Raw genomic sequence first — 13,133 nt, 5'->3', positions numbered from 1 at the left:
CGCTCGAAGGCATGGGCCGGATCACGACACGGCGGTCGGTGATGAGGATCGCACTGGACGACGGTGTCGTCCGTCGAGTCGACACGCTCGCCGTCGAGGAGCCGCTCGAGATCCGCGTCGGCGGAACACCGCTGGCCGTGACGATGCGCACCCCTGGTGCTGATGTAGAGCTCGCCGCCGGCTTCCTCGTCTCCGAGGGCGTGATCGGCGCTGGTGAGGAATTCCATTCGGCGATCCACTGCGGTGGGCCTGGTACGGGCGGCGTGGAGAACACGTACAACGTGCTGGATGTCACGCTCGCTCCCGGTGTGCCGCCGCCCGCACCCGACGTCGCTCGGGCGTTCTACACGACCAGCTCCTGCGGTGTGTGCGGAAAGGCCAGCATCGACGCGGTGGAGACCGTCTCCCGTTACGACGTCGCAGGCGATGACGTGGTCGTCGATGCCGCGGATCTCGTCACGTACCCGGTGCGGCTGCGTGAGAGACAGGACGTCTTCGAGAAGACCGGCGGACTGCACGCGGCGGCGTTGTTCAGCGCGGCCACCGGCGAACTCCTCGTGCTGCGTGAAGACGTCGGCCGTCACAACGCCGTCGACAAGGTCATCGGCTGGGCGCTGCTGAACGACCGGCTGCCCCTGCGCGGGACCGTGCTGCAGGTGTCGGGCCGGGCCAGCTTCGAGCTCGTGCAGAAGGCCGTGATGGCCGGCATCCCGGTCCTCGCCGCAGTGTCCGCACCCTCGTCGCTCGCCGCCGAGCTCGCAGAGAAGTCGGGTCTGACCCTGGTGGGATTCCTCCGGGGGCGGAGCATGAACGTGTACTCGCATCCGCACCGCGTGCGGGTGGAGCAGGCGGCATCCGACGATCTGCTCGTGACGGAAGGTGCAGGACATGACCATCGATGACGACCGCAAGCACGGCGCAGCGCTCGGACTGATGTCGTCCGAACCCAGGCAGGGCGGATACGGGCCCGTCACCACGCGGCCGTGGTCGCAGGAGGACTACGAGCACGCCGCGGCAGGATGGGGCGCGGCGCTGTCGGTCGGCGAGGTGCTGCTGGAATCGAAGCGGCCGGTGAGCGGCGCGCTGGCGATGTTCACCATGAACCATCCCATCAAGGGCTTCGACTGCCCTGGATGCGCATGGCCGGACGACCAGAAGGGGCTGAAGCTCGACATCTGCGAGAACGGCATGAAGCACGTCACGTGGGAGATGACGCACAAGCGCGTGGGCAGCGGCTTCTTCTCGCAGCACACCGTCACCGAGCTCTCGCAGTGGACCGACCACGAGTTGGAGAACGCCGGCCGACTGACCGAGCCGATGGTCTACGACCCCGAGACCGACCGCTACGCGCCGATCAGCTGGGACGATGCCTTCAGGCTCATCGGCGAGGAGCTGCGCGCTCTGGACAGCCCCGACGAGGCCACCTTCTACACCTCCGGACGGCTCAGCAACGAAGCATCCTTCCTCTATCAGCTGATGATCCGCGAGTACGGCACGAACAACATGCCGGACTGCTCGAACATGTGCCACGAGGCCTCCGGCCGCGCACTGACCGCATCGATCGGTTCCGGCAAGGGCACCACGACGGTCGAGGACTGGGAGCAGACCGACGCCCTCTTCCTGCTCGGCGTGAACGCCGCCTCGAACGCTCCGCGCATGCTGACCGCACTGTCGGATGCTGTGAAGAACGGCGCGCAGGTCGTGCACGTCAACCCGCTCATCGAAGCCGCATCCCGCCGCACCATCGTGCCGCACGACTTCGTCGACATGGCGCTCTTCAAGACGCACGAGACCGGCACGCTCGACCTGCAGGTGCGCATCGGCGGAGACATGGCGCTGATGCGCGGCATCGCGAAGGTCGTCTTCGAGGCGGCCGAGACCGACCCGAACGCGCTCGACACCGAATTCATCGCCGAGCACACCCAGGGGATCGAGCAGTATCGCGCCGTCGTCGAGGCGACGCCGTGGGCTGAGCTCGTGCAGCAGTCCGGCCTCACAGAGGAGCAGATCAGGGCGGCGGGTGCGATCTACCTGAAGGCCGACAAGACGATCATCAGCTGGTGTCTCGGGGTGAGCCAGCAGGAGCACGCGGTCGACATGGTCCGCGAGTTCACGAACGTGTTGCTGCTCCGCGGCAACATCGGGCGCCCTGGTGCAGGGCCGGCGCCGGTCCGCGGTCACAGCAACGTGCAGGGCAACCGTACCTGCGGCATCAACCACCATTCGCCGGCCTGGCTGCTGGACAAGCTCGACGAGGTCTGCGGGATCACATCGCCGCGCGAGCCGGGGCTCGACACCGTCGCCAGCATCCACAAGATGCACGAGGGCGCCGTCAAGGTCTTCGTCAGTCTGGGCGGCAACTTCGTGCTCGCGGCGCCCGACACCACGTACACGGCGGAGGCGCTGAGCCAGTGCGCGTTGACCGTGCAGGTCAGCACGAAACTCAACCGCAGCCATCTCGTGCACGGTGAGAAGGCCCTCATCCTCCCGTGCCTCGGACGCACCGAACGCGACGAGCAGGCCAGCGGATTGCAGGGCCAGACCGTCGAGGACGCCATGAGCATGGTGCACCTGTCGGTCGGCAAGAAGAAGCCGGCATCCGAGCACCTGCTCTCCGAGCCGGACATCATCGCGCGCATGGCGCGGGCGACCATGCCCGGCAGTGCGACGCCCTGGGAGTCGTATGGGCGGGACTACGCCCTGATCCGCGACGTGATGGCGAAGGTGCTGCCCGGCTTCGAGGGTTTCAACGAGCTCGTCTCGCATCCGAACGGCTTCCGCATCCCGCAGCCGGCTCGCGAGCGCGACTTCCGCACGCCATCAGGCAAGGCGGACTTCTCTGCTCCCGCCCTGCACGACGTACGGCCGGCGGCGGAGGACATGCTGGTGTTGCAGACGATGCGCTCGCACGACCAGTGGAACACGACGATCTACTCCGCCAGCGACCGCTACCGCGGCGTGAAGAACCTGCGCGAGCTCATCTTCCTGAACGAGGCCGACATGCGCGACCGGGGTATCTGGCAGGGTGACCTCGTCGACATCGTCTCGACATCGAAGGACGGTTCGCAGCGCGAACTGCGCGAGTACCGCGCGGTGGCGTACGACACCCCTCGGGGAAGCGCTGCGGGCTACATGCCGGAGATGAACGTCCTGGTCGGCAACGCCGACTTCAGTGCGCAGAGCGATCAGCCGCTGATGAAGAGCATCCACGTGCGCGTGACGCGCTCCAGCGATCGGCTGGTCACTCCCCACCCTCGTTCTCGCCGCGGATGAGCCGCTGGATCTGCTCCTCCGGTAGCGGCTGAATGGATCCCGACGCCATCTCGATGTCCGGATCCGCCGGCGAGCCGCCGATCGTGCACACGGACTCCCCGTCGTAGCCGTTGGTCTGAGCGGGCACCAGCACGAGCCATTCCGGCGGCACCGTGCGCTTCTCGATCCGCGCGCCCTGGGCATCGAATACGACACCGGGGTCGTACGCGGACGTCGTCGCGTCGATGCAGATCTGCACCAGTTCACTCTCGGTGAACGCCGGGGGAGTCTCTGGTTGCTCCGGCGAAGCGGTCGGTGAAACAGGACCAGGCGTCGGGGATGGGGAGGCGGCTGTCGACGTCTCCCCAGCCATGGGCGTCGGCTTCGTTTCCGACGCCTCCGGCGCGCAGCCGCTGAGCGCCCCTCCGAGAAGCAGGAGAACGACAGCAATGGTCGAGGCCTTCGGAGCTGAGGTCATGGTCTCATCGTAGAGAGTGCACGCAGACACCGATGTCCGGTCTCGACCCCGGCGCGTCACTCGATCTGCAGGTACCCGCCCCACCCGGAGCCGATGAGTGTTCCGCCCCTGACCCTTCCCGTCCCGTCTCCCGGGTACAGGTAGAGCTCACCCGACGAGGTGCGCGCGATCAGGTCCGCATTCTTGTCCCCGTTGTAGTCGACGCCCCCGGTGAACGCCGTCATCGCGCCCCAACCACTGCCGATCGTGACCCTGGTGCCGAATCGGCCGCCGAGCCCGGGATAGAAGTAGAGGTTGCCGTCATTGCCGACGGCCATGATGTCGCCGAGCCGATCGCCGTTGAAGTCGCCGCCGGCAATGAACCGGATGGTGTTCCAGCCGCTCCCGGCCACCGTATGCGGTCCCGGGAGCGCCCCGGTGCCGTTTCCGCGATAGATCGTGAGAACACCGGCTGCTGAGACGCCGAGGACATCCTGATGACTGTCACCCGTGAAGTCGGCGCCCGACGTCACATGCAGCATCCCGTACCACCCGGAGCCCGGCGTGCCGTACGCACCGAACCCGCCGCTGGTGTTCCCCGCGTAGTACTCGAGCACTCCGTCGCTGCGCGCGACGAGCATGTCGGAGCGGCCGTCGCCATTGAGATCCGTGTGGGTCAGGTGCCGGTGGATTCCCCACGCACTGGTGATGATCGATCCCTTGAGGAACCCGCCGCTCCCGTTGCCCGCGAGGAAATGAAGATCGCTGTCTCCGGCGACGCCGAGGAGGTCGGCCTTTCCGTCGCCGTTGTAATCGCCCGTCATCACCGGTGCGGGCGCAGCCGTGCCGAGCCCGGGAAAGACCAGCGGGATTGTTCCGCCCCGCGTGACGGTGGACAGGCAGACGAAGCCCTGGTTGATCGCGGTGTACACGGATCCGTTCCGCCACACCTCGAAGTGCAGGTGCGCGCCCGTCGACGCGCCGGTGTTGCCGACTATGCCGATCTGCTGGCCGCGCACGACCTGCGCACCAGGGGCGACCGATCCCTGCGCGACCATGTGGGCGTAGCGCGTGACGTACCCGGACGTGTGTTGGATGTCGACGTAGTACCCGTAGCTGTTGCTGAAGCCGCGCGTCTTGATGACGCCGTCGTATGCGGCGAGGATGGGTGTACCGCCCTGACCCGAGATGTCGATGCCGTCATGATCGCGGTAGTTCGAGCGGCATCCGTCACCCACCTTGGACACGATCGATCCCGATGCCGGGTACACCATCTGGCCGTCCGTCGCAGCCGTCGCGGGAGCGCTCGACGTGAGAGAAGGGGCGATCGTCCCGACGAGCACCGCCACCGCGGCCAGCATCGCGAACCGCGCCAGACGCCATCGTGGCATTCGCTTCATGTCGAGTTCTCTCCAGCTCGGCCGGCCCCAGGGACACAGCGTCCACCGACGTCACAGTATCAGCGCGAGCGCACCCTGCGGCGCTGCGAAAGCTCTCGCGAGTCGGCGAGCCGTCGCAGCGTGGGTACCATCGAAACGGCGTCGATACGGAGGACGGAAATGGCTGACGATTCAGCGGGTTGCGATTGCGGATGCGGTGCTCCGGCGCGCTCGGCCCTCCTCTCGATCGGCGCGCGCTCGGAACGCACCACGGCGCAGGGGAGAAGTGGGACCCACAGGATCGAGCAGGTCGTCATACCCGCCGGCACCTTCGTGATGGGCGATTCCTCCGGCGATCGCAACGTCGCGGACGGTGAGGTGCCGCGGCATCCGGTCTCGCTCTCAACCTTCTCGATCGACGCGACCACGGTCACCAACGAAGCGTTCGCGGCGTTCATCGATGCCACGGGGTATCGCACCGAGGCCGAGCAATTCGGTTATTCGGCGGTCTTCCACCTCGCGGTGACGGCTCCGGAGGACGACATCCTTGGCGTACCGCCGCAGACCCCGTGGTGGCGCGGAGTGCGTGGCGCGGACTGGCGCCGCCCAGGCGGGGAAGGGTCGAGCGTCGACGAACTCGGCGACCACCCGGCAGTGCACGTGAGCTGGAATGACGCCGTCGCGTACTGCGAGTGGGCGGGGCGCCGGTTGCCCACCGAGGCCGAGTGGGAGTACGCCGCGCGCGGCGGTATCGAGGGCGCCAAGTATCCATGGGGCGACGACGAGGTGGATGCCGGTGGCTGGCGCGCGAACATCTTCCAGGGAGAGTTCCCGACGCGTAACACCGAGGAGGACGGCTGGTCGACGACGGCCCCGGTGCGCACCTTCACTCCCAACGCCTACGGGCTGTGGCAGCCCGTAGGCAACGTGTGGGAGTGGTGCGCCGACCGCTTCGATGCCTCGTACTACCTTTCATCGCCGGCATCCGACCCGACCGGCCCTGCCGGTGGCGACGCGCGGGTGCTGCGCGGGGGCAGTTACCTGTGCCACATCTCGTACTGCAACCGCTACCGCAACTCGGCACGTTCGCAGAACACGCCGGACTCGTCCATGGGCAACGCCGGGTTCCGGACGGTGGCCCTGTGAGCGGCCGCGCGCGCTTTCCCACATCGGTGTACGGCCATGGGACAGAGCCAGACGCGCGCTTCACCCTCGCGAATGAGCGCACCTTCCTCGCCTGGATCCGCACCGCACTCGCCTTACTCGCCGGTGGCGTCGCGCTCGAGCTCCTCGGACTGGAACTGCACCAAGGGTTGCGGCTCGCAGCATCGCTCGTGCTCGTCATCGCCGGCATCGTGACACCCGTACTGGCCTGGTTCGGGTGGGGGAGGGCAGAGCGCGCGATGCGCCTCGCGCAGCCGCTGCCGTCGTCGCCGCTCGGCGCGGTGCTCGGGGTCGCCGTCTCGCTCGCCGGTCTGCTCCTGCTGCTCGCAATCCTGCTGCGATGACTCTGTTCGACCCTGGGCTGCAGCCGGAGCGCACCGAGTTGGCGTGGCGCCGCACGGCACTCGCCCTCGGCGCCGGCTCACTCATCGCTCTGCGCCTGCTGCCCGTCGCGTTCGGACATCCGGCATGGGCGTTCGGCGGCGTCGCCGGACTGGCATTGGCAGCCACGCTCTGGCTCGCGGCGCGCCGGCGGTACCGTGCCGTGAACAGCGTGCTCGTCCGCGACGGCGATCGCGGGGTGCTGCCCGGGGCGTCGATTATCGCGGTTCTCGCCGCGCTCGTCCTCGCCATCGGCCTCGTCTCGCTCGCTGTCGTGATCCTGACCGCCCTGCACTCCGGCTGAGCAGCAGCGGAGGAGACGGCTGCCGGATCTCTTTCCGCCGGCCTCTTGACGGATTAAATCGCTGCCCGTTTCATGGGTCGGACACACCCAGCATCCTCGTGCGCGGCGAGTCTGAGCGACCGCGGAACCCCACGAGGATCCGATACCCGTCGTGCCACTGGCACGGCGCTGACGCGCACCCATTCGGCGTCTTCGATGATGAAGGAGAACCATCCCATGCGATCCCCGACAGCTGTACTCACCGCCGCAGCCTTGACAGCGGCCCTGCTCGTGGGAAGCGGAGGAGGCGCCGCTGGCACCGACTCCTCCGCACTCGCCGCGGCAACACAGGCAATGCCCGACGCCCCGTACGGCGCGGCCGACGGCAGTCCGGAGCTGATGCCCGACGACCAGAACTCGATGATCCTCGAACTCGAGCTCCGTCCGCAGGATGAAGAGCGGGGACAGGTGTGGATCAGGGACACCTACGTGAACCGCTTCGAGGTCGACGGCGCGACGATGTACGTCGCGACCGGCACGACCCGCGTGCCGGGCCTCACCAAGGCCGCGCCGTGGAATGACGGGATCTATGTGTGGATCGCCCCATCCCTGGAAGGGCCGTGGAACCTGGTCGACACCACCGGCATCCACCCGGACCAGCCCAAGGGCAAGGTATGGTCGCCCGAGTTCGTCGGCGAGAACACATCCGACCGCACGGTCGTGGCGGATTGGCAGTCGTACAGGAACCCGAACAACCCGGCCACCAAGGCGGGCAATGTGTGGGCGCCCGAGCTGCACTACATCAACGGGAAGTGGTACCTGGCCGCGACCATGGGCGACCAGAGCAGACTCACCGGCACGTTCATGCTCGTCAGTGATGGAGGGCCGGAGGGGCCGTACCGCAATATCGAGGCGAGCATCGAGCATCCTCTGGGCGAACCGGTCAAGGCGACGAACCCGCAATACTACCACATCGACGGCGGCCTCTTCCAGGACGGCGACGCGACCTATCTCGTGCTGCACAACGACCTCTACTCGAAGATGACGCCGGACATGGAGAACCTTGAGAACCCGACGGACCTGCCGCGCTTCGATCAACAGGCGTACGATCCTGAGCCCTACCTCGAGGGAGCGACGGTGAGCAAGGTCGGAGACAAGTACTACCTGATGCACGCCGCGTGGGCGTTGAAGTTCGGCACGCCGGACGATCCGACGTGGTCATATCTGCCCGACTCGGGCGGCGTCAAGGACCAGTACGACGCGATCGTCGCCGTCTCCGATTCATTCGAGGGGCCGTACTCGCCCCGATACACAGCCGCGATCGGCGCGGGCCACAACAACATGTTCGAGGATGAGGACGGCACGGTCTGGGCGACGTTCTTCCGCAATCCCAACGCGGGATACTGGGCGCAGCCGTCGAAGATCGATGACGCCGCGCTGCCCGGTGTCGTGCGGCTGGAGCACTCCGGCCCGAACGGCGACCTGCTGGCGGTCGCGCAGGGGTCGATCGAATCGCGGGCCCCTGGCCGTGCGACGCTCTCGGACACGAGCGGCCACGAGTACGGACTTCACGACGGCGACTACGAGATCGCGGTGGACCTGTGGTGGGGCACGCCGGGCCGTTCGGTGCGCGTCTACGAGAACGGAGACCTGGTGCACGAGCGGCCCCTCGATGTGACCCCGGGCGCGCCGCAGCACGTCGTCGTTCCCGTCGAGGGCAGAGACAACGGCACATACGAGTACACCGCCGAGTTGATCAACCCGTACGGCGCGACGAGCACGACCTCGACGACGGTGACAGTACGCGATGCCGCTCCGTCAGTGCCGATCGTCTCGCACGACAACTGGGATCGCGACGACGCATTCACCGTCACTGCCGACCTCTGGTGGGGGACGAACGCCACTGCGTACCGTTTCGAACTCGACGGTGCGGAGGTCGGGTCCGGCTCGTTGACCTCTGCGACGCCGGCCGCACAGCACGCCGACGTCGAGCTCGCCGGTGTCGCGTCCGGCACGCACACGCTGGTCGTCGTCTTCATCAATGAGCACGGTGAGACCTCGTCCAAGCCGATCACGGTCACCGTCACATAGTGCTGCTGCCCCGGCCCGCAGAAGTGGGCCGGGGCAGTGGTTCTGACGCTGTGCGATCAAATACGAGGATTTTTTTGTCGGGGTGTTGACGGAAAAATTCGACCCTGAGAATCTTGCTCTCATGTCAATGACGATCGGAGTCCACGCCCTGGTGCGCAGAACGCACGAGGAGCGCGTGCTGGCTGCACTGCGCGCACACGGAGCACTCAGCCGTGGCGACCTCGCGGCACGCGTCGGGCTGTCGCGCACGACGCTCTCCGAGATCACTGCGCAGCTTCTTCAGCGCGGAGCGATCGTTGTGGCAGACACCGACGCGTCGACCCGAGCCGGCAGCGGACGGCCTGCCGAGCGGCTCGCGCTCGACCCGGGTTCGGGTCAGTACCTCGGCGTCGACTTCGGCCACCGCCGAGTGAACATCGTGGTCGCCGACGCCTCGCACGAAGTGATCGCGCAAGGGGTCGCGCGCTATGCCGACGGTACGGCGTGGCCGGACCGCATCAACCAGGCATTCGACCGCATCGACCGACTCTCCGAAGAGACCGGAGTGCACTTCGGAGCACTGCAGGCAGTCGGGATCGGCGTGCCGGGTCCGTACACGGCCGAGCATTCCGCCCGACCTGCCGTCAACTGGAAGGGCCGGATCGCACCCGAAGGCGTCGAAGCCGCCTTCGCCGCCCGCTTCGCTGCACCGGTGATGGTCGACAACAACACCAGGCTCGCGGCGCTCGCCGAGGCGATCGCCCGACCGGATGCCGTCGACAACCTCCTCTACCTTCGCCTCGCCGACGGCGTCGGCGGCGGCCTGGTCGTCTCCGGACGTCTCGCCACCGGATCGCGCGGGTTCGCGGGGGAGCTCGGTCACGTCACAGCGGACCCGACCGGTACCACTTGCCGCTGCGGCAAGCGCGGATGCCTGGAGACGATCGCATCCGCCCCCGCGATCATGCGCGCCTGCCGCGAAGCCGGGGTGCAGATCGAGAGCCTCGACGACCTCGAGGCGGCCGTGGCGAAGGGTGACCCGCACATCGACGCGGTGCTCCGCGATGTCGGCTCGACCATCGGCCGAGTCCTCGGCGCCGCAGCCATGGTGCTCAACCCGCGCGAAGTCGTCATCGCGGGCGAGATCGTGCACGTCGCGCCCGCGCTCGTCGAGGCGGCTGCGGCGGCATTGCGTTTCGAGCTGTACTCCATTCCCTCGGATCAGCCCCAGATCGTGCGCGCCGCGCAACTGCGTGACGACGGTGGGGCACTCGGCGCCATCGCCGCGATCTTCCACCAATCCCCCCTGCTGGCCGGCTACCCCGACGCCGAGTCGGCCGAACCCGCACCCCAGCACCGAAGGAGCGCACGATGAGCGCACGACCCAGAGCAGATGTCCTACGGGGCGACCGATGGAGCAGGTGATCGAAGTGACCGATTCGATGGAGCAGGCGGCGGCTCGATCCGTCGCATCCGGAGGAACCGCGACGACCGGTGTCGCACTCCCGGGGCCAGGCACCGGACGCAGGGCGCCGCGGCGACGGATGTCCAAGCGCATGAAGCTGGTCATCCTGAACGCGGTGTCCATCGTCGGCGGCATCGCCATCTGGTGGGTGCTCGCCGAAAGCGGACTGCAGCTGCCCACGCCACCCGAGGTGCTGCAGAAGGCGATCCAGATGTGGAACGCCGGAATCGTCCAGGAGGACGTGGTCGCGAGCCTCGCTCGCGTGCTCACCGGCTTCGTGCTCGGCACGGCTGCAGCGATCCCGGTCGGCTTCCTGATGGGCTGGTACACCGCGGCGCGCGGCCTGTTCGAACCGTGGATCCAGTTCTTCCGCACGATCCCGCCACTGGCACTGCTGCCGCTCGTGCTCGTGCTCATGGGTATCGGCGAGCTTCCGAAGGTGTTCGTGATCTTCCTCGCGGCATTCCTCGCCTGTGTGATCTCCACCTACCAGGGAGTCGTCAGCGTCGACCGCACGCTGATCAACGCGGCGCGAGTACTGGGTGCGAAGGACGGCACGATCTTCGCACGGGTGATCGTGCCGGCCTCGACGCCGTTCATCCTCGTCGGCATGCGAGTCGGGCTGGGCTCCGCCTGGGCGACGCTCGTGGCAGCGGAGCTGCTCGCCGCGCAGGCCGGTCTCGGGTTCCGCATGCAGCAGGCCCAGATCTACTACGACCTCGCGACGATCTTCGTCAACATCGTGATCATCGGCATCCTCGGCCTGGCGATGGATCGACTTCTTCTTCTGGCCGAAACGAAGCTCACCGCATGGCAGGAACGCCGATGAACGACACAACGAACCCCGCGAAGATCTCCGTCCGCGGCATCCGCAAGACCTTCGAACTCAAGGACACCGAGTTCGTCGCACTCGAACGGGTCGATCTCGACATCGCCGACAACGAGTTCGTCACCGTGGTGGGCCCGTCCGGGTGCGGCAAATCGACACTGATGAACATCCTCGCGGGGCTCGAAGAGCCCACCGCCGGAGAAGCGCTCGTCGACGGCAAGAGTGTGCACGGACCGGGCCCGGAGCGCGGAGTGATCTTCCAGCAGTACGCGCTGTTCCCGTGGCTGACCGTGCGCAAGAACGTCGAGTTCGGTCTCAAACTGGCGGGCCTTCCCAAGGCCGAGCGTCGTGAGCGCGCCGAGCACTTCATCCGGATGGTCGGCCTCGAGCAGTTCGCCGACGCGCTGCCGAAGATGCTCTCCGGCGGCATGAAGCAGCGCTGCGCCATCGCACGTGCGTACGCGGTGAACCCGTCGATCCTGCTCATGGACGAGCCGTTCGGGGCTCTCGACGCACTCACCCGCGTGAAGCTTCAGGAACAGCTGCTCGAGACCTGGAGCAGTGAGAAGCGCACCGTGATGTTCATCACGCACGACGTCGATGAAGCCGTATTCCTCGGAAACCGCGTGATCGTGATGGCCGCTCGCCCTGGGCGCATCTACGACGTCATCGATGTGAACCTGCCGTATCCGCGCGCGGAAGACGTCCGGCTCAGCCCGGAGTTCACCGAACTGCGCAACCGCGTATGGCATTCGGTCTACCACCAAGAAGCCGGCATCGTCGCCGGAACCGCGTCGTCCTGACGCGTTACCCATCCGAAGGGAAATGCAATGCGAATCACCCGAAAAATCCTCGGCTCCGCAGCCGTGGGCGCCGCTGTCCTGCTCCTCGCCGCCGGTTGCACCGCGCCTGGCGGCGACACGGGATCAGAGGATGTCGAGAGCGAGTACGACGACGTGCTCGACGTCGACTTCGGCTACATCCCCGACTTCAACGGCACGAGCCTGCTGGCCATCGCTGAGGACCAGGGACTCTGGGACAAGTACGGACTCAAGGTGAACGCCCAGACCTTCACCAACGGTCCGCTGCAGATCCAGGCGCTCGGCACCGGCGATCTGGACTTCGGCTACATCGGTCCCGGCGCCATGTGGCTGCCGGCGTCCGGCCAGGCGAAGGTCGTGGCCATCAACACCCTCGGCCAGGCCGACCGCGTGGTCGCGCAGGCCGGTATCGACTCGATCGAAGACCTCAAGGGCAAGACCGTCGCCTATCCGGAGGGCACGTCCGGTGACATGATCCTGACGCTCGCACTGAAGGAAGCGGGGATGACGAAGGACGACATCGACGCTGTCGCGATGGAGCCGGCGGCGATCGTCGCCGCCCTGTCGTCGAAGCAGGTGGACGGCGCCGGATTCTGGTACCCCGCGCTCGCCACAGTCGAACAGCAGGTGCCCGACCTCGTCACCCTCGCGGAGAACAGCGACTTCGAGGACACCGTGTCGTTCCCGACCGTGTTCGTCGCCGGCAATGACGTCGTCGCCGACGAATCGGAGAAGGTGGACCGCGTGCTCAAGGCGCTGCGCGACGCGACCGAGTTCAGGGCGGAGAACCTCGACGAGGCGATCACGCTCACCGCAGAGTTCTCGGCACTCGACCCGGAGCAGGTCAAGGCCGACGCCGGAAACGTGCAGGTTCTGTCGCTCGACGAGATCGACACGATGACCGAGGACGGCACTGTCAACAAGTGGCTGTCGGGAATGGTCGACTACTTCGTGGAGGCCGGCAAGCTCGAGGCCCCTGTCGACCCGTCCGAGTTCTACACCGGTGACCTGTTCCTGAAGGCTGGCGAGTAA

Annotated in this window: 12 protein-coding genes; 10 read left to right on the top strand and 2 right to left on the bottom strand. The window is 67.1% G+C overall.

Features of this window, described 5'->3' with window-relative positions:
• Positions 1–11 precede the first annotated feature (11 nt).
• Positions 12–902 (top strand): formate dehydrogenase accessory sulfurtransferase FdhD, encoded by an 891-nt coding sequence (gene fdhD, locus IEV67_RS01235; RefSeq protein ID WP_188434713.1) that lies wholly within the window; start codon positions 12–14, stop codon positions 900–902.
• Positions 889–3,273 carry an FdhF/YdeP family oxidoreductase gene (locus tag IEV67_RS01230; RefSeq protein ID WP_229702617.1) on the top strand — a complete coding sequence of 795 codons (2,385 nt, stop codon included), beginning with the start codon at positions 889–891 and terminating at the stop codon, positions 3,271–3,273. The genes fdhD and IEV67_RS01230 overlap by 14 nt, the downstream gene beginning before the upstream one ends.
• Here the strand turns inward: IEV67_RS01230 and IEV67_RS01225 are convergent.
• Together IEV67_RS01225 and IEV67_RS01220 are read right to left on the bottom strand one after the other, a co-directional pair.
• Positions 3,242–3,730, bottom strand: coding sequence for a hypothetical protein (locus IEV67_RS01225; protein WP_188434712.1), 489 nt, complete (start codon positions 3,728–3,730; stop codon positions 3,242–3,244). The two genes, IEV67_RS01230 and IEV67_RS01225, sit on opposite strands and share 32 nt — an antisense overlap.
• A 56-nt stretch (positions 3,731–3,786) precedes the next feature.
• Complete coding sequence (locus tag IEV67_RS01220; RefSeq protein ID WP_188434711.1) at positions 3,787–5,109, bottom strand: VCBS repeat domain-containing M23 family metallopeptidase; 1,323 nt, start codon at positions 5,107–5,109, stop codon at positions 3,787–3,789.
• 159 nt (positions 5,110–5,268) lie between these two features.
• On the opposite strand from IEV67_RS01220, the gene IEV67_RS01215 reads away from it, so the two are divergent.
• From IEV67_RS01215 to IEV67_RS01180, 8 genes are all read left to right on the top strand, one after another.
• Entirely contained in the window at positions 5,269–6,234 is a 966-nt protein-coding gene (locus tag IEV67_RS01215) for a formylglycine-generating enzyme family protein (RefSeq protein ID WP_188434710.1), read from the top strand.
• Positions 6,231–6,596, top strand: coding sequence for a YidH family protein (locus IEV67_RS01210; protein ID WP_188434709.1), 366 nt, complete (start codon positions 6,231–6,233; stop codon positions 6,594–6,596). The genes IEV67_RS01215 and IEV67_RS01210 overlap by 4 nt, the downstream gene beginning before the upstream one ends.
• A complete protein-coding gene (locus IEV67_RS01205) occupies positions 6,593–6,937 on the top strand; it encodes a DUF202 domain-containing protein (RefSeq protein ID WP_188434708.1) in 345 nt (114 codons plus the stop codon). Before IEV67_RS01210 ends, IEV67_RS01205 begins: the two co-directional genes overlap by 4 nt.
• Positions 6,938–7,153: 216 nt before the next feature.
• Entirely contained in the window at positions 7,154–9,007 is a 1,854-nt protein-coding gene (locus IEV67_RS01200; RefSeq protein WP_229702615.1) for a family 43 glycosylhydrolase, read from the top strand.
• Between the two features lie 121 nt (positions 9,008–9,128).
• Positions 9,129–10,361, top strand: coding sequence for an ROK family transcriptional regulator (locus tag IEV67_RS01195; protein WP_229702613.1), 1,233 nt, complete (start codon positions 9,129–9,131; stop codon positions 10,359–10,361).
• A 55-nt stretch (positions 10,362–10,416) separates the two neighbouring features.
• Positions 10,417–11,280, top strand: a complete 864-nt coding sequence (locus tag IEV67_RS01190) for an ABC transporter permease (RefSeq protein WP_229702611.1) — start codon at positions 10,417–10,419, stop codon at positions 11,278–11,280.
• Positions 11,277–12,083, top strand: coding sequence for an ABC transporter ATP-binding protein (locus IEV67_RS01185; RefSeq protein WP_229702609.1), 807 nt, complete (start codon positions 11,277–11,279; stop codon positions 12,081–12,083). Before IEV67_RS01190 ends, IEV67_RS01185 begins: the two co-directional genes overlap by 4 nt.
• A 27-nt stretch (positions 12,084–12,110) precedes the next feature.
• A complete protein-coding gene (locus tag IEV67_RS01180) occupies positions 12,111–13,133 on the top strand; it encodes an aliphatic sulfonate ABC transporter substrate-binding protein (RefSeq protein WP_188434704.1) in 1,023 nt (340 codons plus the stop codon).

Source organism: Microbacterium murale (genome assembly GCF_014635185.1).
Taxonomy (GTDB): Bacteria; Actinomycetota; Actinomycetes; order Actinomycetales; family Microbacteriaceae; genus Microbacterium; species Microbacterium murale.
This window is presented reverse-complemented; position numbering and strand designations above follow the sequence as displayed.

Excerpts from the sequence above, each read along its gene's own strand:
- fdhD (WP_188434713.1), top strand. The coding sequence starts at position 12 with ATGGGCCGGATCACGACACGGCGGTCGGTGATGAGGATCGCACTGGAC.
- IEV67_RS01230 (WP_229702617.1), top strand. The coding sequence starts at position 889 with ATGACCATCGATGACGACCGCAAGCACGGCGCAGCGCTCGGACTGATG.
- IEV67_RS01225 (WP_188434712.1), bottom strand. The coding sequence starts at position 3,730 with ATGACCTCAGCTCCGAAGGCCTCGACCATTGCTGTCGTTCTCCTGCTT.
- IEV67_RS01220 (WP_188434711.1), bottom strand. The coding sequence starts at position 5,109 with ATGAAGCGAATGCCACGATGGCGTCTGGCGCGGTTCGCGATGCTGGCC.
- IEV67_RS01215 (WP_188434710.1), top strand. The coding sequence starts at position 5,269 with ATGGCTGACGATTCAGCGGGTTGCGATTGCGGATGCGGTGCTCCGGCG.
- IEV67_RS01205 (WP_188434708.1), top strand. The coding sequence starts at position 6,593 with ATGACTCTGTTCGACCCTGGGCTGCAGCCGGAGCGCACCGAGTTGGCG.
- IEV67_RS01200 (WP_229702615.1), top strand. The coding sequence starts at position 7,154 with ATGCGATCCCCGACAGCTGTACTCACCGCCGCAGCCTTGACAGCGGCC.
- IEV67_RS01195 (WP_229702613.1), top strand. The coding sequence starts at position 9,129 with ATGTCAATGACGATCGGAGTCCACGCCCTGGTGCGCAGAACGCACGAG.
- IEV67_RS01185 (WP_229702609.1), top strand. The coding sequence starts at position 11,277 with ATGAACGACACAACGAACCCCGCGAAGATCTCCGTCCGCGGCATCCGC.
- IEV67_RS01180 (WP_188434704.1), top strand. The coding sequence starts at position 12,111 with ATGCGAATCACCCGAAAAATCCTCGGCTCCGCAGCCGTGGGCGCCGCT.